This window comes from Haloechinothrix aidingensis (assembly GCF_013450155.1).
Classification (GTDB): Bacteria; Actinomycetota; Actinomycetes; order Mycobacteriales; family Pseudonocardiaceae; genus Haloechinothrix; species Haloechinothrix aidingensis.
This window is the reverse complement of sequence record NZ_JACCKD010000009.1, coordinates 89,286-111,239: the sequence shown is the minus strand read 5'-3', so window position 1 is coordinate 111,239 and position 21,954 is coordinate 89,286. Positions and strand designations below refer to the sequence as shown.

Annotated in this window: 24 protein-coding genes and 1 pseudogene; 21 read left to right on the top strand and 4 right to left on the bottom strand. The window is 69.9% G+C overall.

What is annotated here, in order from left to right:
* Positions 1-79: 79 nt before the first annotated feature.
* The 6 genes from dapE (at position 80) to H0B56_RS20855 (ending at position 4,701) form a co-directional block, all read left to right on the top strand.
* Complete coding sequence (dapE, locus tag H0B56_RS20880; RefSeq protein WP_180894806.1) at positions 80-1,156, top strand: succinyl-diaminopimelate desuccinylase; 1,077 nt, start codon at positions 80-82, stop codon at positions 1,154-1,156.
* 26 nt (positions 1,157-1,182) lie between these two features.
* Positions 1,183-1,968 carry an LOG family protein gene (locus H0B56_RS20875; RefSeq protein ID WP_425484564.1) on the top strand — a complete coding sequence of 262 codons (786 nt, stop codon included), beginning with the start codon at positions 1,183-1,185 and terminating at the stop codon, positions 1,966-1,968.
* 39 nt (positions 1,969-2,007) lie between these two features.
* Complete coding sequence (locus H0B56_RS20870) at positions 2,008-2,589, top strand: TIGR00730 family Rossman fold protein (RefSeq protein WP_180894940.1); 582 nt, start codon at positions 2,008-2,010, stop codon at positions 2,587-2,589.
* 101 nt (positions 2,590-2,690) lie between these two features.
* Positions 2,691-3,671 (top strand): glucosyl-3-phosphoglycerate synthase, encoded by a 981-nt coding sequence (locus H0B56_RS20865; protein ID WP_180894804.1) that lies wholly within the window; start codon positions 2,691-2,693, stop codon positions 3,669-3,671.
* 77 nt (positions 3,672-3,748) lie between these two features.
* A complete protein-coding gene (locus H0B56_RS20860; RefSeq protein WP_180894803.1) occupies positions 3,749-4,084 on the top strand; it encodes a DivIVA domain-containing protein in 336 nt (111 codons plus the stop codon).
* Positions 4,085-4,119: 35 nt separating this feature from the next.
* Positions 4,120-4,701, top strand: coding sequence for a DNA-3-methyladenine glycosylase I (locus H0B56_RS20855; RefSeq protein ID WP_343063985.1), 582 nt, complete (start codon positions 4,120-4,122; stop codon positions 4,699-4,701).
* A 67-nt stretch (positions 4,702-4,768) separates the two neighbouring features.
* Here the strand turns inward: H0B56_RS20855 and H0B56_RS20850 are convergent, their stop codons facing one another.
* Positions 4,769-5,590: an enoyl-CoA hydratase-related protein gene (locus H0B56_RS20850; RefSeq protein WP_180894802.1), complete on the bottom strand. Its 822-nt coding sequence runs from the start codon at positions 5,588-5,590 to the stop codon at positions 4,769-4,771.
* A gap of 392 nt (positions 5,591-5,982) precedes the next feature.
* Between H0B56_RS20850 and H0B56_RS20845 the strand changes: the two genes are divergently transcribed.
* From H0B56_RS20845 to H0B56_RS20835, 3 genes are all read left to right on the top strand, one after another.
* Positions 5,983-6,150, top strand: a complete 168-nt coding sequence (locus H0B56_RS20845) for a DUF3117 domain-containing protein (protein ID WP_089300344.1) — start codon at positions 5,983-5,985, stop codon at positions 6,148-6,150.
* 8 nt (positions 6,151-6,158) lie between these two features.
* Positions 6,159-7,733, top strand: coding sequence for a leucyl aminopeptidase family protein (locus tag H0B56_RS20840; RefSeq protein WP_343063984.1), 1,575 nt, complete (start codon positions 6,159-6,161; stop codon positions 7,731-7,733).
* 147 nt (positions 7,734-7,880) lie between these two features.
* The gene (locus H0B56_RS20835) at positions 7,881-9,158 is read left to right on the top strand and encodes an MFS transporter (RefSeq protein ID WP_180894937.1); all 1,278 of its coding nucleotides are present in this window, start codon (positions 7,881-7,883) and stop codon (positions 9,156-9,158) included.
* Positions 9,159-9,164: 6 nt separating this feature from the next.
* Here the strand turns inward: H0B56_RS20835 and H0B56_RS20830 are convergent, their stop codons facing one another.
* Positions 9,165-9,818, bottom strand: coding sequence for a class I SAM-dependent methyltransferase (locus tag H0B56_RS20830; protein WP_180894801.1), 654 nt, complete (start codon positions 9,816-9,818; stop codon positions 9,165-9,167).
* A gap of 437 nt (positions 9,819-10,255) precedes the next feature.
* Between H0B56_RS20830 and sigE the strand changes: the two genes are divergently transcribed.
* From sigE to tatB, 4 genes and pseudogenes are all read left to right on the top strand, one after another.
* Entirely contained in the window at positions 10,256-10,852 is a 597-nt protein-coding gene (gene sigE, locus H0B56_RS20825) for an RNA polymerase sigma factor SigE (protein ID WP_425484563.1), read from the top strand.
* Between the two features lie 41 nt (positions 10,853-10,893).
* Positions 10,894-11,313 (top strand): annotated as a pseudogene (locus H0B56_RS20820) (zf-HC2 domain-containing protein); the annotation flags it as partial.
* A gap of 177 nt (positions 11,314-11,490) precedes the next feature.
* Positions 11,491-13,068 (top strand): trypsin-like peptidase domain-containing protein, encoded by a 1,578-nt coding sequence (locus H0B56_RS20815; protein WP_180894800.1) that lies wholly within the window; start codon positions 11,491-11,493, stop codon positions 13,066-13,068.
* Between the two features lie 615 nt (positions 13,069-13,683).
* Entirely contained in the window at positions 13,684-14,073 is a 390-nt protein-coding gene (gene tatB / locus H0B56_RS20810; RefSeq protein WP_180894799.1) for a Sec-independent protein translocase protein TatB, read from the top strand.
* Positions 14,074-14,106: 33 nt separating this feature from the next.
* On the opposite strand, the gene H0B56_RS20805 is transcribed toward tatB, so the two are convergent.
* The gene (locus H0B56_RS20805) at positions 14,107-15,246 is read right to left on the bottom strand and encodes a P-loop NTPase (protein ID WP_180894798.1); all 1,140 of its coding nucleotides are present in this window, start codon (positions 15,244-15,246) and stop codon (positions 14,107-14,109) included.
* 262 nt (positions 15,247-15,508) lie between these two features.
* Between H0B56_RS20805 and H0B56_RS20800 the strand changes: the two genes are divergently transcribed.
* The 7 genes from H0B56_RS20800 (at position 15,509) to H0B56_RS20770 (ending at position 21,167) form a co-directional block, all read left to right on the top strand.
* Complete coding sequence (locus H0B56_RS20800) at positions 15,509-16,450, top strand: slipin family protein (RefSeq protein WP_425484570.1); 942 nt, start codon at positions 15,509-15,511, stop codon at positions 16,448-16,450.
* A gap of 214 nt (positions 16,451-16,664) precedes the next feature.
* The gene (locus H0B56_RS20795) at positions 16,665-16,886 is read left to right on the top strand and encodes a DUF6171 family protein (RefSeq protein ID WP_483866684.1); all 222 of its coding nucleotides are present in this window, start codon (positions 16,665-16,667) and stop codon (positions 16,884-16,886) included.
* A gap of 45 nt (positions 16,887-16,931) precedes the next feature.
* Positions 16,932-17,075, top strand: coding sequence for a hypothetical protein (locus H0B56_RS20790; RefSeq protein ID WP_180894796.1), 144 nt, complete (start codon positions 16,932-16,934; stop codon positions 17,073-17,075).
* Positions 17,076-17,161: 86 nt separating this feature from the next.
* Positions 17,162-18,358 (top strand): acyl-CoA dehydrogenase family protein, encoded by a 1,197-nt coding sequence (locus tag H0B56_RS20785; RefSeq protein ID WP_180894795.1) that lies wholly within the window; start codon positions 17,162-17,164, stop codon positions 18,356-18,358.
* 411 nt (positions 18,359-18,769) lie between these two features.
* Positions 18,770-19,300 (top strand): general stress protein, encoded by a 531-nt coding sequence (locus H0B56_RS20780; RefSeq protein WP_180894794.1) that lies wholly within the window; start codon positions 18,770-18,772, stop codon positions 19,298-19,300.
* A gap of 258 nt (positions 19,301-19,558) precedes the next feature.
* On the top strand, positions 19,559-20,062 hold the full coding sequence (locus H0B56_RS20775) for a MaoC/PaaZ C-terminal domain-containing protein (protein ID WP_180894932.1): 504 nt from the start codon (positions 19,559-19,561) through the stop codon (positions 20,060-20,062).
* Positions 20,055-21,167: a DUF2332 domain-containing protein gene (locus H0B56_RS20770; RefSeq protein ID WP_180894933.1), complete on the top strand. Its 1,113-nt coding sequence runs from the start codon at positions 20,055-20,057 to the stop codon at positions 21,165-21,167. The genes H0B56_RS20775 and H0B56_RS20770 overlap by 8 nt, the downstream gene beginning before the upstream one ends.
* Positions 21,168-21,226: 59 nt before the next feature.
* Here H0B56_RS20770 and H0B56_RS20765 read toward each other — a convergent pair whose 3' ends face one another.
* Positions 21,227-21,634: an NUDIX hydrolase gene (locus H0B56_RS20765; protein ID WP_425484562.1), complete on the bottom strand. Its 408-nt coding sequence runs from the start codon at positions 21,632-21,634 to the stop codon at positions 21,227-21,229.
* A 140-nt stretch (positions 21,635-21,774) separates the two neighbouring features.
* Here H0B56_RS20765 and H0B56_RS20760 point away from each other — a divergent pair, with 140 nt between their 5' ends.
* Entirely contained in the window at positions 21,775-21,948 is a 174-nt protein-coding gene (locus H0B56_RS20760) for a hypothetical protein (protein WP_180894793.1), read from the top strand.
* Positions 21,949-21,954: the final 6 nt, after the last annotated feature.

The following is a 21,954-nucleotide window of genomic DNA, read 5'->3' as shown; positions in this document are numbered from 1 at the left end:
ACGTATGTGGTATCCGAGGAGTCCTTCGGCTCGCCCCCACTGGCGGTGATCGTCGCTCGGCCGGCGGTACCGTTGCGCCATGCCCGCTCTCGATCTGTACTCCGACCCTGTCGAGCTCACCGCCGCCCTCGTGGACGTGCCCAGCGTCTCCGGGGAGGAGGGCGTGCTCGCCGACACCATCGAGCAGGCCCTGCGCGAGCAGGCAGGGCACCTCGAGGTCGTCCGGGACGGTCATGCCGTACTGGCGCGGACCACGCTCGGCAGGCCATCGAGAGTGGTGTTCGCCGGGCACATCGACACCGTGCCGGTCAACGACAACCTCCCGGTCCGGCGCGCTACCGGTCCGGACGGTGACCGGCTGCACGGCCTGGGCACCGTGGACATGAAGGGCGGCGACGCCGTCTTCCTGTCGCTGGCTGCCACGGTCCGCGCTCCGCGGCACGACATGACGTTCGTGTTCTACGACTGCGAGGAGGTCGAAGCCACCCGCAACGGTCTCGGTCGTATCGAACGCACGCTGCCCGACTGGCTGGACGGTGACCTCGCCGTCGTCGGCGAGCCCTCCAACGCGGTCGTGGAGGCAGGCTGCCAGGGATCGCTGCGCTTCGAGGTGCGCTGCACGGGCGCGCGTGCGCACACGGCCCGTGCGTGGATGGGCGTCAACGCCGTACACGCTCTCGAGCTGCCGCTGCGCAGGCTGGCGGAGTACCAGGCGCGGCAGGTGGACATCGACGGGCTGACGTACCGGGAGGGGATGCAGGCCGTGCGGGTCACCGGAGGGGTCAGCGGCAACGTGGTTCCCGACGAGGCCGTCCTGACGGTCAACCACCGGTTCGCTCCCGACCGCACCCTCGAACAGGCCGAGGAACACGTGGCCGAGGTATTCGACGGGTTCGAGCTGACCTTCGTGGACCGGTCACCGCCCGCGCCTCCCGGCCTGACCGCGCCGGCCGCTGCCGAGCTCGTGCGTGCCTCGGGAGGGCAGCCGGTCGCGAAGCTGGGCTGGACCGACGTCGCGCGCTTCGCCGCGCGCGGTATCCCCGCGGTCAACTACGGGCCCGGAGACCCGACGCTGGCCCACACGCAGCAGGAGAACGTCGACACGCGGGAGATCACCGGTGTAGCGGATGTTCTCCGGGAGTTCCTCGCCGACTGAGTGGCATGGCGATTAGTGTTACGGCCGTGACTGAGCACGACTCCGACTCGGGTGCCGAGTACCCCGAACACCCCCGGGAGAAGCACAGGGGACCTGTGGTCCTCCGCCGCGGCAGGCTTGTCGAGGCGACGACGACCGACCAGCGGCTGCTCGACAGCCGCGGTCCCACGGACTGGGTGCACACCGACCCGTGGCGGGTGTTGCGCATCCAGGCCGAGTTCGTGGAGGGCTTCGGCGCGCTGGCCGAGGTTCCGCGCGCGGTGACGGTGTTCGGTTCGGCACGCACCGGACGGGAGGACCCGGAGTACGAGCTCGGCAGGGAGATCGGGGCGTCGCTGGCCGACGCGGGCTTCGCCGTGATCACCGGCGGCGGTCCGGGGTCGATGGAGGCGGTCAACCGGGGCGCGTCGGACGCAGGGGGGCTGTCGATCGGCCTGGGCATCGAGCTGCCGTTCGAGCAGGGCCTCAACCCGTGGGTCGACCTCGGTGTCAACTTCCGCTACTTCTTCACCCGCAAGACGATGTTCGTCAAGTACGCCCAGGCATTCCTCTGCCTGCCCGGCGGGTTCGGCACGCTTGACGAGCTTTTCGAGGCGTTGACGCTGGTGCAGACGAAGAAGGTCACCAAGTTCCCCGTCGTGCTGTTCGGCAGCGAGTACTGGGGAGGTCTCTACGACTGGATCGCAGGCACGGTGTGCGCCGACGGGAAGATCAACGAGTCCGACCTCAAGCTCCTGCACCTGACCGACGACATCGCCGACGCGGTCTCGGTGGTGCAGGAGGCTCATCGTGGCTGGGAAGCCACGCATTAGTGTGCGGTGAATCCGGGAGGAGTGGGCGTGAACAGCGAGATCGGCTCGGTGTGCGTGTTCTGTGGGTCCTCGCGAGGCGCTGAGGGGCGCTATCTCGAGCATGCCTCGGACCTCGGCGCGCTGCTGGCCAGGCGGGGCTTTCGCGTGGTGTACGGCGGGGCGCAGGTCGGCATGATGGGTGTCGTTGCCGATGCCGCGCTGGCCGCTGGCGGTGAGGTCGTCGGGGTGCTGCCGCAGAGCATGGCCGACCGCGAGATCGCCCATACCGGCCTCAGCGAGCTGCACGTGGTCGACGGTATGCACGAGCGCAAGGCGATGATGGCCGAGCTCTCCGACGCCTTCATCGCCCTGCCAGGCGGCATCGGCACGCTCGAGGAGCTGTTCGAGATCTGGACCTGGATGCAGATCGGGCTGCACGACAAGCCGGTCGGGCTGCTCGACGTGGCAGGCTTCTACCAGCCGCTACTGCGCATGGTCGAGCACATGGTGCGCGAGGGGTTCCTGCACTCCGCGAACAGGGACACGCTCGCGGTCGACGCCGACCCCGTGCGGCTGCTCGAGGCCTTCTCCCGGCACGCAGCCCCCGTGGACAAATGGGCCACTCTGGACACCTCACCGTAGGCGAGCCGCACGAGGCCGCCGGTACCCGCCCGCCGGCACGCTCGCATGACACGATCGACGGGTCCGCACGTGGCACGATCGGATGAGGTGGCCCCGCGAACATGGACGGATCGCTGTCCCGCACGTACCAGACACAGCCGTGGACGAGGCGGGAGCTGGAACGGGCGAAGGGGGAGACCACGGTCTCGGTCGTCCTGCCCGCGCTGAACGAGGAGGACACGGTGGCTGGCGTGGTGGAGTCGGTCCGCCCGCTGGTCGGTGGCCTCGTCGACGAGGTGGTCGTCGTCGACTCCGGCTCGACGGACGCTACACCCGAACGCGCCCGCGATGCCGGCGCCCGCGTGGAGCGGTGTCGAGACATCCTGCCGGAGCTCGAACCCGTGCCGGGCAAGGGCGAGGTGCTGTGGCGCTCCCTGGCGGCGACCACCGGCGACGTCCTCGTCTTCCTGGACTCCGACCTCGTCGAGCCCGACCCGGCGTTCGTGCCGGGGTTACTCGGCCCGTTGCTGTGCGACAGCGGCGTACACCTGGTCAAGGGCTTCTACCGGCGACCGCTCCGGGTGGAGAGCGAGGAGTGGGACACGGGCGGTGGTCGCGTCACCGAGCTGCTCGCCCGCCCCGTGCTCGACGCGTTCCGCCCGGCGCTGTCGGGACTGATCCAACCGCTCGGCGGGGAGTACGCGGCCACCAGGAGCCTGCTGGAGTCGGTGCCGTTCGCAACCGGGTACGGCGTGGAGATCGGTCTGCTGCTCGACACCGAGCAGCGTTACGGCGCGGACGCACTCGCGCAGGTCAATCTCGGGGTGCGTAAACACCGCAACCGGTCACTGCTGCAGCTCGGGGTGATGGCCAGGCAGATCCTCGGGACGGTGCTGAGCCGGTGCCGGCCGGACCCGGGTCCGGGCACCAGTACGGGGACGAGCGCGGAGACCGGCACGGCCTCGTCCGGGACGGTGCTGACCCAGTTCGTGCAGGTGGCCGGGGAGTGGTTGCCCACGAGCACCGAGGTCTCCGTCGGCGACCGGCCACCCATGAACACCCTGCGGGTACGGAGCACGTCCGGCGTGCCCTCGGGGCCGTGAGAGGGTTGTGCCGAGGTCCGGAGCACGCACTGAGCCGCCCTGACACCCCGCCGTAGCCGGTATGCCAGGATCGTCGCGTGACAACCGTGCTCCTCTACCTCGTCGTGATGCTGCTCGTCGGCGCGGTGGTGTTCCTGCTCGCCGCCGTGGTGTTCGGCCGTGGTGAGGAACTCGAGCCGTTGCCGCCGGGAACCTCGCCGACCCGGCTGCCAGCACAGGACATCACCGGAGCCGATGTCGCGCAGGTGCGGTTCCAGATCGTGCTGCGCGGATACAAGATGTCCGAGGTCGACTGGGTGTTGCACCGTCTCGGTGGTGAGCTGGACTCGGCGCGCGAGAGGATTGCCGTGCTCGAGCGCCGGTGCGCCGATGCCGGGCTGGTTGTCGAGCAGGCCGCGGGAAATGAGCGATGAGCCATGGTAGGACGATGAGGTACCGGTGAGGTCCCGTGAGTGATGCCCAGGCGTTGGTGACCGCCGAGGACGACGTGCCCCGCTGCCCGTGGGCCAACACCGCGCCGGACTACGCCGAGTACCACGACACCGAGTGGGGCGTGCCGCTGACCGGTGAGATCGCCATGTTCGAGCGCCTGTGCCTCGAGTCGTTCCAGTCCGGGTTGTCGTGGTTGGTGATCTTGCGTAAGCGGGAGGCGTTCCGGCGCGCGTTCGCGGGGTTCGACCCGGCACGTGTGGCGGAGTTCGACTCCGATGACGTCGAGCGGCTGCTCACCGACGCCGACATCGTCCGGAACCGGGCCAAGATCGAGGCCGTGATCGCCAACGCGCGGTTGATCCCCGGCCTCGAGATGGCCCTCGACGACCTGCTCTGGTCGTTCGCCCCAGCTCCTGGCGAGCACACGCGGCCGTCCGACATATCCGAGGTGCCCGCCACGAGCGACGCCTCCCGGGCGATGGCCCGCGAGCTCAAGCGTCGCGGCTTCTCGTTCGTCGGGCCGACCACGTGTTATGCGCTCATGCAGGCCACCGGCATGGTCGACGACCACGTGGCCGACTGCTGGCTCGCCTCGTGACGCTCGAGGAACGTCCCGCGGCCGGCCAGGGCCATCGCGGTCGTCGACGCCGGTACGGCCGCCGAGCTCACTGCCCGGTGAAGGTGGGTTCCCGCTTGGCGACGAACGCCTCGACCGCCTCCCGGTGGTCGGCGGTGCGACCGAGCTCGGCCTGCGCGGCCTCCTCGGTGGCGAGCGCCTCGCCGAATGTCGACTCGGCCGCGCGGGACAGGCCCTCCTTGATCTTGCGGTAGGCGACCGCCGGGCCCGCGGCGAGGCGAGCCGCCAGCTGCTGGGCGCGCTCGGTGGCCTCGCCGTCGGATACGACCTCGGAGACCAGTCCGATGCGCAGCGCCTCCTCCGCGGGTACCTTGCGCGCGAGCAGCATCAGCTCGAGCGCGCGCCCGTAGCCGATCAGCCGTTGCAAGGTCCAGGACGCGCCGGAGTCCGGCCCGAGCCCCACGTTGGCGAAGGCCATGAGGAAGTTCGACGAGGTGGCCGCGATACGGAGGTCGGCGGCGTAGGCGAACGCCGCGCCCGCACCGGCCGCCGGGCCGTTCACGGCCGCGATGATCGGTTTGGGCATGCTCGCGATCGCGGTGGCGATCGGGTTGTAGTGCTCGCCGACGGTCCGTAGCGGAGCGGGGTCGTCGGCGAGCAGCAGGCTGACGTGCTCCTTGAGGTCCTGCCCCGCGCAGAATGCGGTACCCGCACCGGTCAGCACGATCGCCCCGACCTGCTGGTCGGCTTCCGCCGCACGCAGCTCGGCAAGCAGCCGTTCCTTCAACGCGACGTTGAGCGCGTTGTAGGAATCGGGCCTGTTCAGCGTGATGGTGCGAACCCCCTCGGCATCGGCGGTGGTCACCACATCCTGATCCGGGTCGGCCCCGGTGCTGGCGTTGGCTGTCACGTCGTCACTCCTCCTTGGATCCGAGGTTCGCTGCCTGGCGGTCGGACCAGCGCTCGAGGTATGTCTGCGCGCCACGGGTCGGGTCCGGTGGCACGCACGGTTACCCCGCCAGCCTGCCGTATCCGGGGCCGCGTAAACGCTCCGGTGCTGCACTGATCGGTCTCCGTTTCGACGGTGAGGCGTTTACCAGCGTTGATACCCGTACGCAAGCCGCCATCCGCTTGAGCAGCGAGATCGACGATAGGGGACAATGGTTGTGTGAGGTTTCACTGGCGGGCGCTTACGGGTGCGGGTGGTCCGAGGTATCCGCGCCCGCTCACCGAGCCTCGTCGACCCGGTTGGCTTTGGCGAGCGCGACCCGGGCGCGCTGGTTGATACGGAGGGAGCACGCTATGGCGGCCATGAAGCCCAGGACCGGAGATGGTCCCCTCGAGGTCGTGAAGGAGGGACGTGGCCTAGTGATGCGGGTACCACTGGAAGGCGGTGGGCGGCTCGTGGTCGAGATTACGGCCGACGAAGCCAAGGACCTCTGTGTCGCCTTGCAGGAGGCAACGGGATAGCCGTCAGGGTGGATCCGAACAGGGACGAGGTACGAGCGCACGGAAGGGGCGGGGTGTCGGTTCCGCGCACGGGAGTCCCTTCCATTCCGCGTAAGCTGCCTTCGGTCGAGGTCGCCGCATCCGGTACCGGCGACGAGCCGCTGGCCGCGCTGGTGTCGAAGGAGGCGGTCGACAGCGCGGGGCGGACCGGCGAGGAGCAGCTCGCCGCCGCGGAACACCGCCGGCCCGCCGAGCTCATGGCTCGGCTCGGTGCGAAGGGGTCGGCAGGCGAAATACGCAGGGTGGACGAGCCGGCGCCACGCGCTCGCTGGCTGGTGGGTACCGGGGAGAACTCCGGGGCGGACTACCGGGAGGCCGGTGCGGCGCTGATCCGCGCGGTCCAGGCCGACGCCGAAGCGTGCGCCGGGTCAGGGGACGAGGCACCAGAGGTGGTGCGGGTCGCCCTTCCCCCCGATATGGAGCCGGACGCGGTCGACGATCTGGTGTACGGGATCGCGCTCGGTGGGTACCGGTACCGGGTCGGTTCCGCGAACCAGGAAGCGCCGGTGCGTGGCGTGCGCCTGGTGGTCCCGGAGGGGCGGCAGGAGTCCGCCTACCGTGTGGCTGTGGCGCGGGCGAGCGAGCTCGCCGCGGCCACGGCGCTGGCCAGGGATCTCGCCAACACCCCGTCGAACGTGAAGAACCCGGCCTGGCTCGCGCGTGTCGCGCGGGACCTCGCCGACGATCGCGTGGGCCTCGACGTGCGTGTGCGCGACGAAGGGTGGCTGGCCGAGCACGGTTTCGGCGGCATCCTCGCCGTCGGAGGCGGTTCGGCGAGCGCGCCTCGACTGATCGAACTCAGCTACGACCCCGGTGGCGGTTGCGCCCATGTGCTGCTGGTCGGCAAGGGCATCACCTTCGACACCGGTGGGTTGTCGATCAAACCCGCGGACGGCATGCACCTGATGCGCACGGACATGTCCGGCGGCGCCGCGGTACTCGCCGCGATGCGCGCGATCGCGAATCTCGGTATCGCTACGCGGGTGACCGCGCTGGTGCCCGCGGCCGAGAACCACGTGTCGGGTGCGGCTTACCGGCCCGGTGACGTCGTGCGGCACTACGGTGGGCGCACGAGCGAGATCACCAACACCGATGCGGAGGGGCGGATCGTACTCGCCGACGCGCTCGCCTACGGGACCGAGCGCGCGGCGCCGGACGCGGTCGTCGACGTGGCGACGTTGACCGGGGCGATGAAGGTCTCGCTGGGAGTGCGCACGGGAGGCGTGTTCGCCACCGAGCCCACGCTGGCGGAGCGGGTGTGCGCGGCAGGGCAACGGGTCGGCGAGGCGTGGTGGACCATGCCGCTGTTGGACGACCATGCCGAATCGGTGGTCAGCGACATCGCAGACGTGCGGCAGGCTCCCCAGGGGCCCGGCGGCGTCACCGCTGCGCTGTTCTTGCGGGAGTTCGCGGGTGACTTGCCGTGGGCGCATCTGGACATCGCCGGTCCGGCTCGGGCGGAGAGCAACTACCGCGAGGTCGTTCCCGGTGGGACGGGGTTCGCCGCGAGGACCCTCGTCGAGCTCGTGGCGAGCTACGCCTGAAGAACCCGCGCGGCGCCGACGCCGCGGCCTGTCTGGTTGCCCACACTCGCCTTCGCCAGGAGCGGCCCGCACGTACCATCGACTGCCGTGTCCTCGAACGTCCGGAGCCGTACGCGCCCGGGCGCCCGGGCAGCGCACGGTGCTGATGTGCGCGCCGTCACCGCCGCGGTCTTCGCCGCGGGTGTGGCCTCGTTCGCGCTGCTCTACGCCCCGCAGCCGGTGCTGCCGCAGATCGCCGGGGAGTTCGGCCTCGACGCCGGTTCGGCGTCGTTGGCGGTGTCGGTAGCGACCGGCGCGCTCGCCGTCGCCGTGTTGCCGATCGCCACCGTGTCGGAGGTCGTTGGCAGGCGGCCGGTCATCGCGTGTTCACTGGCCGTCTCGGTCCTGATGGGCGCGCTCATCCCGCTGGCGCCGAGCTACACGGTGTTGCTGGTGATGCGTGCCGTCCAGGGAGCCGCGATCGCGGGCTTCCCCGGCGTGGCCGCGGCGTTCCTGGCAGAGCGCCTCGGCGCGCGTGGTGTGGCGGGAGCCGTCGGAGCGATGGTTGCCGGGAACACCATCGGTGGCATGCTCGGCAGGCTGGCCACCGGCGTCAGCGCGGACTGGCTCGGCTGGCGGGCCGCCCTGGCTTGCTCGGCGGCCCTGGCGCTGGCCTGCGCCGTAGTGGCCGGTGCCGCGCTTGTTCGGCTGAACAGGCGTGTACATGCCGACGAGCCTGCGCCGGAGCAGGAACGAGCGGTCGGGGTGCTGCGCGGTCTGGCAGCCGCGCTGGCTAGCCCGGTGCTGCTGGCGCAGTACTCGGTGGCACTGCTGGGGATGGGGGCTTTCGTCGCGCTGTACAACGCCGCGTCGTTCCGGCTGACCGGGGACCCGTTCCACCTCGCCCCCGCTGTGGCCTCGATGGTGTTCCTGGCGTACGCGATGGGCACGGTGTCGTCCTCGCTGGCTGGGAGGTTGGTCGGCCGGTTCGGCAGGACCGGTTCGCTGCTCGGTGCGCTCGCCGGGACGGTGCTCGGCGCGATGATGACTCTTGCCGGCTCGTTGCCGGTGGTGATCGCCGGCTTCGTGGTGCTCACCGCGGGTTTCTTCGCCGCGCACGCGGTCTCCAGCGGGTGGGCGGCGAGTGCCGCCCGCCGTGGGGGCCGGGGCCAGGCCTCCGGCCTGTACACGCTGGCGTACTACGTGGGCTCCAGTGTGGGTGGCACGGTCGGCAGCGTGGTCTTCGCCGAGGCAGGCTGGGGCGCGCTCATCGGCATGGTGACCGCGTGGCTCGCCTGCGCGGTACTGGCAGTGCTGGCGGTGCGCAGCCGGGACGAGTCGCAGGCGTCGGTGCCGGTGGGTGGCGGCGGGACTCGGCGGCCGGACAGCCGCGGTGCCCGGTCCGTGGCGTGCCATGTGGCCGGGTCGGGCGGCCGGAGCGAGTAACCGGTCCTAAGGGGCGGATCGGGCGGCTACGAGGAGTCCGGCTCCGACCGGAAGGAGTGCCGGCCGGAGCCGCTCGTCCTCGGAGACCGTGCGGGCCAGCTCCCGCATCGCCAGCGTCTCCGGATCGCGCCGCGCGGGGTCGGTGAACCGCCCGTACGCACCGATCCCGCCGAACGCGATCACTCCGCCCGCCCGTAGCAGGGCAACACCATGCTGGTAGTAGCGCTGGTACTCGACCTTCGCGGCGTCGACGTAGACCAGGTCGTAACCGCCGTCGGTCAGCCGGGGCAGCACATCGACGGCCCTGCCCGCGATCAGCCTCGCGCGCCCGGAGGGGAACCCCGCAGCGGTGAACGCGCGCCGGGCAGCGTGCTGGAACTCGGGCTCGATGTCGATCGAGGTGAGCACACCGTCGCCGGCCATTCCGCGGAGCAGGTACAGGCCACTGACCCCGGCGCCCGTGCCGACCTCCACCACCGCGCGGGCACACAGCGTCGTCGCGAGGAAACGCAGCGTCGCACCGATCGAGGGCGTCGCGGTGGGACATCCCAGCTCGTCCGCGGCGTCGCGGGCGCCGGCGAGCACGTCGTCCTCGGGCAGGTACTCCTCGCTGTGCTCGGCGAGGGCCGCGAGACCGGTGAGGTGCGTCTGGGAGGTCACATGACGAGGCTAGCGGTTGGTCCGGCCGCCGTCCGGCAGACGGGGCCGCCGGAGGCGGTCGCGGTTGCCGGACACTGCTACTTGGCGGCCGGACCGGAGCTCGAGGTGTCACTGCGGTTGGTCCGGCCGCCGTCCGGCAGACGGGGCCGCTCGCCGGGTAGTCGGGGCGCGTCAGCGCCGCCGTCGAGGGTGATGGGAGACGGGCGGGCGGTCGCGGCCGCCGGAACGATTCACAGACGTTTCTCAGGCGCTTCTCACGGCGACCCCAGCAGGGAGACGCACACTGAAATCTCGCGGACGTGGGAACAACTCGCGAGGTGTCCGCGTTGAGTACGACAGTAGGGAGTGCTCCCATGGAGGAACCTGCAGGTTCTGTCAGCTCGGCAGAGACGACGAACGGAGTTGCTGCGTACACGATGCCTACAGAGTCGATGTCGGTGAACACCACAGTCGCCGGGGAACGAAGCGTCGAGGGGGACGACGTCCCGGCGGAAGCCACGTGGACCCCGCCCACGTGGGATGAGGTCGTGCGCACGCACGCGAATCGCGTGTACCGCCTCGCGTACCGGCTCAGCGGCAACCCGCACGATGCGGAGGATCTCACCCAGGAGACGTTCATCCGGGTGTTCCGCTCGCTCGCGTCGTACAAGCCGGGGACCTTCGAGGGGTGGCTGCACCGCATCACGACCAACCTCTTCCTCGACATGGTGCGGCGTCGTTCCCGCGTGCGGATGGAAGGGTTGCCGGAGGACACAGACAGGGTCGTCGGGGACGATCCGAGCCCCGAGCAGGTCTTCTCGGACACCCACCTCGACCCGGACCTGCAGGCCGCGCTGGACGAGCTTCCCCCCGAGTTCCGTGCCGCGGTCGTGCTCTGTGACGTGGAAGGGCTCTCCTACGAGGAGATCGGCGCGACGCTCGGCGTTAAACTCGGTACCGTACGGAGCCGGATACACCGTGGCAGGCAGGCGCTGCGCGCATCACTCGAGCGGCGCAAGGCTGATGTCGCGGACGAGTTGAGGTTGACGGAATGAGCGAGCTGGGAGGTACGACCGGCAAGGGCCGGCAGTGGAGGATGCGACTGCCCGTCTCGACCGCGCGGCTGAGTTCCGGCTGGCAGCTTCCCGAGTCACACCTGCTGCCCGACGCGGTCGTGGCGTTCGTCGACGGTGAGCTCACGATCGGAGCGCACGAACGTGCCGCCGCGCACATCGCGCAGTGCGCGAGCTGTGCAGGCGAGGTCGCCGCGCAGCGGCAGGCGCGGAGCGCGGTGCACGACGCGGGCGCGCCGTCGGCGCCGGACGGGCTGCTCGCGAGCCTCCGGTCGATTCCGGAACACGCCGAGCTGCCCTCCGGCCCGGACAACATCGCCGTCTCGGAGGACGGGCAGGTCGTCGCCGTGCAGCGCCAGGAGCGGACGTCCACGTTCGGCTCCGCGCCGCTCGGCTCGAGCGCGCCGCTGGGATCCGGGCGTAGCCGCCTGCGATCCGCGCGCGTGAACCCGCCGCGTTCGACCGGTGGGCAACGCTGACTTCACCCCGAATCGGGCATCCTGGGCCGGTGGTCCGGTCGGCCGCCGGAGCACGAGGTACCTGGCGCGCGTAGCGCGCCGCCACCTGCGTACCGTGCACCTGAACCGACGTTCAGGCGCCGCAGCATCATTCGGGGAGCGATGAACGACAATCCGCACCAGCAGCCGCGTGGGGACGGCCAGGAGCCCCAGAACGAGGGACGGCTGGAACCCCGGCCGCTGTACAAGCCGGATGTCGACCCGGCGTGGTCGGCGGCGTTCGCCCGTCCGGCGGGGGTGAGCGGCAGTTTCGACACCAGCTCGGGATGGCGAGCCGCCCCCGAGAATCGCGAGACGCGCAGCGGTGCCCAGACACCACCGGTACCGCTGGCCGAGGCGTTCGCCCGCCCCACGGAGGACCCTGCGGGTGGATCGGCCACCGAGGACCCCGGCACGTCACTGCAGCGTCCGCCGGAGGATGCCTCCTCGCGGGATCCGGTGTCGAACGAGCGGGAGCCCGCGTTGTGGTCGCACCCCTCGGACCCGTGGCGGGATCCGGGCGCCGCCGCCGTACTCGGGGGCCCCGCGCGGGCGGCCGACGACGGCACGAGCGACGAACCTTCCGCAGATGGCTCGGCCAGGATGCTCAGCCTGTCGGAGGTGCTGTTCGGCAGGCAGGTGAAACCGCGCGCGCTCGCCCTGCTCGGCGTCATCGCGTTGCTGCTCGGGTCGGCAGGTGGCGCGATCGGATGGTGGATCGGCTCGACCGGTAGTGCGCTCACCGGTGAGGTCACCATCGCCGAAGCGGAGGCAGGCAAGGAGCGGCCTGCCGGCTCGGTCGCGGAGATCGTCCAGCGGGTCGCCCCGGCGGTGGTGTCCATCGAGGTCGCCGCCGGGCCGCAGGGCGGGGTCGGCTCCGGGGTCGTCATGGACGGCGAGGGGTACGTGATGACCAACCATCACGTCATCGCGTCCGCGGTCGAGGACAGCGACCAGGAGGTCACCGTCGTATTCACCGACGGGACGCGTGCCGAGGCCGAGATCGTGGGCAGTGACCCCAAGACGGACCTGGCGGTGGTCAAGGTCAACGTCAGCAACCCCACGGTCATCGAGGTCGGGAGTTCGGCGGATCTGACACCGGGCGACAGCGTGATCGCGGTCGGTTCGCCGTTCGGCCTGGAGAACACCGTCACGCAGGGGATCGTCAGCGCCGTCGACCGGCCGATCACCGCGCCCGGCCAGGGCGGCGACCCTCCGGTGACCTACGACGCCATCCAGACCGACGCCGCGATCAACCCCGGTAACTCGGGAGGAGCGCTCGTCGACTCGACCGGCGCGCTCGTCGGGATCAACTCGCTGATCCGCACGGGTGACGCCCAGGGCGGGGGAGGAAGTATCGGGCTGGGCTTCGCCATCCCGATCGACGACGCCGTCGAGATCAGCGAGTCGCTCATCGAGGATGGTTCCGTGACGCATGCCTGGCTCGGGGTGCGCGCGGGATCGGTCTCCTCCGGCAGCTCGCAGGGCGCGCAGATCCAGGAGGTCGAGGAGGACGGGCCCGCGGCCGACGCGGGGATCGCCGAGGGCGATGTCATCACCGGGGTCGGGGAACGTCCCGTGCGGGACGCCGCCGAGCTGGTTGTCGCCGTGCGTGAGCACCAGCCGGATGACGTGGTCCCGATGGACGTGGTCCGGGACGGCAGGCAGCTCACCGTCGACGTGACGCTGGGCAGCGACTAGCTACACCGGACGGCGGACGGGACCAGCCGCTGTGACACCTCGAGCTCCGGTCCGGCCGCCAGAAGAGTGCTCCGGCAGCCGCGACCGCCCGCCCGTCTCCCACCACCCTCGACGGCGGCGCTGACGCGCCCCCGACTACCCGGCGAGCGGCCCCGTCTGCCGGACGGCGGCCGGACCAACCGCAGTGACATCTTTGGCTCCGGTCCGGCCGCCAACAAGGTGGTCCGGCAACCGCGACCTCCCACCGGGAGGCCCCGTCTGCCGGACGGCGGCCGGACCAACCGCAGTGACATCTTTGGCTCTGGTCCGGCCGCCAACAAGGTGGTCCGGCAACCGCGACCTCCCACCGGGAGGCGCCCCGTCTGCCGGACGGCGGCCGGACCAACCGCAGTGACATCTCGAGCTCCGGTCCGGCCGCCAACAAGGTGGTCCGGCAACCGCGACCTCCCACCGGGAGGCCCTGTCTGCCGGACGGCGGCCGGACCAACCGCAGTCACACCTCGAGCTCCGGTCCGGCCGCGAGACGAGTGCTCCCGGCGGCCGGTCAGGCCGCTGGTGGCCGTGCCGCGTCGCACGCGTTAAGCTGAGCCCGACACACGGCAAGAGGAGTTCGGGGTGTTCAGCAGCATCGGCTGGGGCGAGATACTGGTGATTCTTGTCGTCGGCCTGTTCGTGCTCGGGCCCGAACGGCTTCCGGAAGCCATGGCCTGGGTCGGACGCAGCATACGGTCGGTCAAGGACTTCGCCACGGGCGCGCGGGACCAGCTGCGCCGGGATCTGGGACCGGACTTCGAGGAGTTCCGCAAGCCGCTCGAGGAGCTCAACAGCTTGCGGAACGTCCACCCGAAACACGCCATCCGCCAGCACCTGTTGGACGGTGACAGCGACCCGTTCGGGTTGAACGAGCCGGACAGCACGAACGGTGCCGGCAGCGGCCCCGCACGTCCGAAGCCGGAGACGCTGGGCAGCGGCGAACGCCCTCCGGTCGACCCGGACGCGACGTAACCGCCTTGACGTGACGTAGCCGTCGCGGCCGCGCTACGCGGGGGAGAGGTTCAGCATCTTGCCGGACAGACCCCGTGCCCGCGTGGACAGCGAGTTGGCGGCCTCGCGCAGCACAGCCGAGGCAGGCGCGTCCGGTTCGGACAGCACGAGCGGCGTCCCCGAGTCGCCCTGCTCACGCAGCCGCGGATCCAGCGGGACCTGGCCGAGCAGCGGGACGTCCGCGCCGACCGCCTTGGTCAGCGAGTCGGCCACGCTCTGGCCACCACCGGTGCCGAACAGCTCCATGCGCTCCCCGTCCGGCGTCTCGAACCAGGACATGTTCTCGATGACGCCTGCGATGCGCTGGCGGGTCTGCAGAGCGATCGCGCCTGCCCGTTCGGCCACCTCGGCTGCCGCCTGCTGCGGGGTGGTCACCACCAGGATCTCCGCGTTCGGGATCAGCTGGGCGACCGAGATGGCGATGTCGCCGGTGCCCGGCGGCAGGTCGAGAAGCAGGATGTCCAGATCGCCCCAGAACGCCTCGGCCAGGAACTGCTGCAGCGCCCGGTGCAGCATCGGCCCGCGCCAGACGACAGGGGTGTTGCCGGGGGTGAACATGCCGATCGAGATGACCTTCACGCCGTGCGCCTGTGGCGGCATGATCATGTCGTCGACCTTGGTCGGCTTCTCCTGTGAGCCCAGCATGCGCGGGATCGAGTGACCGTAGATGTCGGCGTCGACCACACCCACCGACAGGCCACGCTGGGCCATGGAGACCGCGAGGTTGGCCGTCACGCTGGACTTACCGACCCCGCCCTTGCCGGATGCCACGCAGTAGACCCTGGTCATGGAGCCCGGTTGGGCGAAGGGGATCTCCGGTTCCTGTGCATCACCCTTGAGTGACTTGCGCAGTTCGGCGCGCTGCTCGTCGCTCATCACGTCGAGCTCCACGCGCACGTCGGCTACGCCGTCGAGCTGCCCGACAGCTTCCTGCGTATCGGAGGTGATCTTCTCCTTGAGCGGGCAGCCCGCCACCGTCAAGTAGATGCCGACCCGGACGGTGCCGTCCGGGTCCACGTCGATGTCCTTGACCATGCCGAGCTCGGTGAGCGGCTTGTTGATCTCGGGATCCTGCACGGACGCCAGGGCGCCGCGCACGTCCTCGACACTGGGTAGATGCTGCGTACTGGTCACGGGGGTGGACCTTCTTCTCAACGGGTACGTCCTACCCCCATGCTACGGGTACGTGCCCGGCCGCATCCGTCCGCGTGCGCTGGCAGCCGAGTACACCGGACCACACCGGAAGGCACCGCCGTGCGGGGTGGCACGGCGCGCGCGATCCGGCCGGTCGCGGTTCGTCGACCCGGCATCATGTGGCCGTGCGGGGCGTAGCATCGGGGGCAGACCGAGACGTCTCGCGGGAGAGCGGGTGATCGAGGTGGAGTCGGTCCTGTTGATCCTGGTCCTCGTGCTCATCGGGCTGGGGGTGGTGGCGAGCTCGGGCCTGCGGATCGTGCGCCAGTACGAACGTGGCCTCGTGTTCCGGTTCGGAAGGGTGCACGGTGCTCCGCGGCAGCCCGGCCTCTCGGTGATCATCCCGGGTGTGGATCACATGCGTAAGGTCAATATGCAGATCGTGACCCTCCCGATCCCCGGTCAGGACGGCATCACCAGGGACAACGTGACCGTGCGTGTCGACGCCGTCGTGTACTTCAAGGTGATCGACCCGGTGCAGGCCGTGGTCAGCGTGGAGAACTACCGGTACGCCGTCGGCCAGGTGGCTCAGACGAGCCTGCGCAGCATTATCGGCAAGAGTGATCTGGACTCCCTGCTGTCGAACAGGGAGGAGCTCAATCAGGGCCTGGAGTTGATGATCGACAGCCCCGCTGTCGGATGGGGCATCCACATCGAGCGGGTGGAGATCAAGGAGGTGTCGCTGCCCGAGGCGATGAAGCGGGCCATGTCCCGGCAGGCCGAGGCCGAACGGGAGCGGCGCGGCAGGGTCATCTCCGCCGAAGGCGAACTGCAGGCCTCCGAGAAGCTGTCCCAGGCGGCCGCTCGCATGGCCGACACGCCCGGCGCCTTGCAGCTGAGGTTGCTGGAGACGGTGGTGGAGGTCGCGGCCGAGAAGAACTCGACGCTGGTCCTTCCCTTCCCCGTGGAGCTGCTGCGCTTCCTGGAGTCCAATACGAGCAAGGACTCGGAGGGCGGGCAGGCTCTACGTCAAGCCATCGAGAGTGCCCGGGGTGCCGTGGAGAGTCTCGAACGCGGGTCGGGCTCCGGCACGGGGGAAGCCGCCGGTACCGGCAGCGCCGGTCGGCAGACCCCCGACGCCACCGGCGCCGCCGATGGAGGCGGTGAAGCCATGAACACCGGCGATCCCGTCGAGCAGCGGTGAGGCCGCGCACAGCCAGGTTAGGCCAAAAGGGCGGATTGTTCGGTTCCGCACCGCACACGGGCGTGTGCCGTGACGTGTTTTTCCGTGGTGCGCGACACAATTCCGGGTGGAATTGCACTTGCTATTCATTGGCCTCGTGACCGGCTGATACTCCGCGATCATGGGGTGTCGGCGCACGCTCGTTCCCGGTGAAGTAACGCACAGATAACGTCGTATTCTTGCGCGCGACACGCCGGTTCGGGAGATGCTTGACAGCATGCGAACACGTCTTGCGAACCTCCAGGAGCGCGTGCGCGTGCGGTGGTTCACCCGCGAGGAGCCCGACGCGCTGCTCGAACGCAGCTTCCACGACTGCGAGTCCTGCGGTGCCAGCGTGTATGTCCTCGCCGTGCGTTGCAGGGAGTGCGGTAGCGACGTAGAGCTGCGCGCGGGCTGACCCGGGTTCCCCGGAGTGCCGGGCCGGGATCGCGCAGCAGGGGACATGCGCGACGGCGCGGAGGGGATCCGTGCCCCGCGGGACGCGCGCGACGGTGGGGAAGGGATACTCAGCGAGGTAGGGGCCTCTCGCGACAAGGGCGGGCCACCGGCACGGTGCCTGCCGCGTGCGGAGCCGGTGCGCGGGTGACAGGCGATGCCTGGTGACTTGACCGCGGTGAATCGCCCGACATATGAATGAGCCCCCGACGCCCGAGACTTCGATGAGGAGTGCTGATGGCCCGCCTTGCCCAGACCGCAGGACTGACAGACGTCCAGTCCGAGATCCTGGCCACGGTTCGCGACTTCGTCAACGCCGAGATCATCCCGCAGGCTCAGGAGCTGGAGCATACCGACGCCTACCCGACCAAGATCGTGGAAGGCATGAAGGAGATGGGCCTGTTCGGGCTCACCATCCCGGAGGAGTATGGCGGGCTCGGCGAGTCGCTGCTGACCTACGCGTTGGTTGTCGAGGAGATCGCGCGCGGGTGGATGAGCGTTTCCGGGGTGATCAACACGCACTTCATCGTCGCGCACATGATCGCCAGGCACGGTACCGAGGAACAGAAGCAGCACTTCCTGCCGAGGATGGCCACAGGCGAGGTGCGCGGATCTTTTTCGATGTCGGAGCCGGACCTCGGCTCGGACGTCGCCGCGATCAAGACCAAGGCGCGCGCTGACGGGGACGACTATGTCATCGACGGCTCGAAGATGTGGCTGACCAACGGTGGCAGCTCCAACCTCATCGCTCTGCTGGTGCGCACAGACGAGGGTGAGGACAAGGCGCACAAGAACCTCACCACGTTCCTGGTGGAAAAGCCCGAGGGCTTCGGCGAGGTCGCGCCGGGTCTCACCATTCCGGGCAAGATCGACAAGATGGGGTACAAGGGAGTCGACACCACCGAGGCCTATTTCGACGGCTACCGGATCGCAGCAGACAACGTGCTCGGGCATGCACCCGGCAAGGGCTTCGCCTACATGATGGACGGGATCGAGGTCGGCCGGGTCAACGTCGCCGCGCGGGCGTGCGGTATCGCGATCCGCGCCTTCGAGCTCGCGGTGGACTACGCCCAGCAGCGCAAGAGCTTCGGCAAGCCGATCGCCGAGCATCAGGCCGTGGCGTTCAAACTCGCCGATATGGCGACCAAGGTCGAGGCGGCGCACCTGATGATGGTCAACGCCGCGCGCCTGAAGGACTCCGGTGCGCGTAACGATGTCGAAGCCGGCATGGCCAAGCTCATCGCCAGCGAGTACTGTGCCGAGGTCACCCAGGAGGCGTTCCGTATTCACGGCGGCTACGGCTACTCGAAGGAGTACGAGATCGAGCGCTTGATGCGCGAGGCGCCGTTCCTGCTCATCGGGGAGGGCACCAGTGAGATCCAGAAGACCATCATCAGCAGGGGTCTCCTGCGCGACTACCGGTCGGCCACGTGACGGTGGCCGCCTGCCCCGGCGGGAGGGGCAGCGGCGAGTGTCCCTGCGCGCGACGAGCCCGCGGGCTCGTCGCCGCTGTGCTCGTGGCCGGTTCGCGGGCGGCGTGCGGTGGGGTAGGTCGGTGCGGGCGCGTACTACCCGGGTGATTCCGGCCTCAGCGCCGAGGCGGTCACCTGAGCCCGCGCGGGTCGGCGGCGAACGGCAACGGAGTGCCGTGCGCATCGACGTCGGCAGGGCCCGAGGCGGGTGACTCCGCCCGCGCCCCACCCGCGTTCCACCGCTGGGGCCGCGCGACCTCGTGTCGTGGGACCGTGTGACGTGTTCGAGGTCGTCGACGTTCTGCGAACAGAGTTACGCTCGATACAGGGGGATTGACACCGATGGTGATCGGATGCCGCGAGAGGTGATGCAGTGACCAATCCGTTCACTCCTGGAGGTCGCGCGCCCGGAGGTCAGCCGCGGCTGCCCACACCGCCCACGGGCTGGCCGATCGGCTCGTACGACACCTACGAAGAGGCGCAACGGGCCGTGGACCACCTGGCAGGCAACGACTTCCCGCTGGCCGACGTGACCGTGGTCGGCGTGGACCTGATGCTTGTCGAGCGGATCGTCGGCAAGCTCAGCTGGGCGAAGGTGCTCGGTACCGGGGCGTTGACCGGCGCGTGGTTCGGGCTCTTCGTCGGGCTGCTGCTGAGCTTGTTCGGCGGTACGGGCGGGCTCGACTACACCCCGCTGCTGGTCGGCATCTCGGCGGGCGTGTGCTTCGGCATGGCGTTCGCCGGTATCAGCTACGCCTCGGCGAAGGGGCGCCGTAACTTCTCCTCATCGAGCCAGCTCGTGGCGGGTCGTTACGACGTGCTGTGCCAGCCGCGCAACGCCGAGAAGGGCCGGGACCTGCTGGCGAGGCTGTCCCTCGGTCCCTCCGCCCCGCCACCGGCATAACGGCGGCCGGGCTCGCCGTGCGGCCGCGCCGTACGTGCCGAGCCGGCCCCGAACGGTGAACCGGCACTCGCCTGGCGGGTTCGAGTCCCTGCCCGCGCGTGGGAAACGCCACAGCACGCGCGAACCCAGGGCGGCGCGACGCGGCGCGGCCACGTCGGGGATGATCAGGGGGCATCTGGTTCGATGTGCTGGCGCGCCGTGCCGGACGGTGTGCGCCTGCTGTCCGCGAGCCCGTCTGTGAGCAAGGAGGAACGCGCCGTGCAGTTCGGTCGGTACTACGAGGAGTTCGAGGTCGGTGCGGTGTACAAGCACTGGCCGGGCAAGACGGTGACCGAGTACGACGATCACCTGTTCTGCCTGATCACGATGAATCACCACCCGCTGCACATGGACGCCAACTACGCGGAGGAGACCACCGACTTCGGCAAGAACGTCGTGGTCGGCAACTACATCTACTCGCTGCTGCTCGGCATGTCGGTGGCGGATATCTCCGGTAAGGCCATCGCCAACCTCGAGGTGTCCTCGCTCAAGCACGTGAAGCCGACCTTCCACGGCGACACGATCTACGGTGAGACCGAGGTGCTGGACAAGACGCCGTCCAAGTCGAAGGACGACAGGGGTGTGATCTCCGTGGAGACCCGCGGGTACAAGCAGGACGGCACCATCGTGTGCACCTTCCAGCGCAAGGTCATGGTGCCGAAGCAGTCCTACGGTGAAGCTCGTGGTGGCGAGCAGCCCGGCCGGCCCGAGCCCCATGAGTAACGACCGGCTCGCCGAGATCAAGCAGCGGCTGCAGCGGTTCGCCGAGCACGAGGTAGCGGGCGCGTCGCCGCTGTACGAGCACCTGGCCGGGCACGCGGCGACCGACGACGACGTCGCCGGGCTGCTGCTCGCGGCGCCGGACGACCAGGCGAAGCCGACCTTGCTGCTGGCGACCGCGCACCGCCTCGTCCAGGCCGAGCCGCTGCATCCGCTGTCGCGGTACTACCCGACGCTCGGCGGATTCGACGGTGTCGACAGGGAGACGTGGCCGCTGTTCCGCGACTTCCTGCTGGAGCGCGCCGAGCCGGCACGGGCCATCATGGCCACGCGGTCGACGCAGACCAACGAGGTGGGTAGGGCCGCCTTGCTGTACCCCGCTGTCGCCCTCGCGGCGAAACAGGCCACCGGCAAGGTGGCGCTGCTCGAGGTCGGCTGCAGCGCGGGGCTGTTGCTCGGCCTGGACCGGTTCAACTATCGCTACCAGTGTGCCGGTGGTGAGCAGCTGACCGCAGGGCCTACCAAGACGGCGATCGGTCTGCATTGCGCGCTCGAACTGGCGCCCGGCGCGGCGGCGCCGCACCTGCCCAAGAAGCTGCCGGTCGCCGCGCGGCTCGGGCTCGACAGGGAGCCGGTCGACGCCGCGGACGAGGAGGAGCTTGCCTGGCTGGAGGCCTGCGTGTGGGCCGACCAGCCGGAACGCGCGCGCTTGCTGCGCAGCGCCGCCTACGAGCAACGCAAGCACCCTCCCGAGCTGGTGGCGGGGGACGCGGTGGACGACCTGCGTACCGCGGTGGATCGGCTGCCCGCTGACGCGCCGCTTGTGGTGATGACCAGCCACACGCTGCCCTACCTCGCACCGGAGCGGCGTGCCGCGTTCGTGGCCGAGCTGGCCCGGCTGGCAGGCGAGCGGCCGCTGTGGTGGGTCAGTGAGGAGAACTACGAGGTCGGGTTGACCCACGTGGCCCCCGGGCAGGAGGAGCTGAGCTACGACCGTACGGCGCAGTGCACCCTTGGCATGGTGAGCTGGAGCGGCGGTCAGCCGCTGGCGCGCGTGCTGGCCACGACGGCGCCGCACGGGCAGCGGATGGCGTGGCTGGCGGGGTAGCCGACCGTGTCCGCCGGGGGCCGGGGCGGGCGGCGGCTCCACGGGTGCGTGGCGCGCTGTCATGACCGAGGCAGCGCCTGCCAGGACCGCAAGGCCTCGGTGAGCCCGGGGACGATCTCGCCGGCACGGTCCAGCTCGCGGTACTCGGCCGCGCTGACCCAGCGGGCATCGGCCGCGTCGTCGCCCGCGCGCAACGGCCCGCCGGTGCCGTGGCAGCTGTAGTCGTGGATGTCGAAGACCCCGCGGGTCACGGTGCCCAGCAGCGCGCCGGGGCGCACCTCGAGCCCCGTTTCCTCGCGTAGCTCCCGTACGAGTGCCTGCGCATCGGACTCGCCGGGCCGTACCCGCCCGCCAGGCACCGACCACAACCCTTTCCCGGGCTCGTTCGCGCGCCGGATCAGCAGCAGCCGCCCCGCCGGATCGTGGACGACACCCCCGACGCAACGGACCCTTTCAGTGTGCATCATGATGAATACGCAGAGTGACTATCGGCGTGTGATCGTGCCATACGCTGACCCATGCGCGGGACTTTCCTCCCCTTGGCCCGGGTTGGTGCGGTACAACGGTACTGTTTGCTCCGTTATGCAGGTGTGACGAGAAGGACGGGATGATCGCCGTGAAAGCGAAGAAACCTCTCATCATCGTAGGTGGTCTGCTCGTGCTGTTCTTCGTGATGTCGCAGCCAGGTGGTGCGGCGGGGATGGTGCACAGCATCCTCGGCATGCTGCAAAGCGCCGCCGAATCGCTGATCACTTTTGTCAGCACGGTTTTCAACCCATGATCTGAG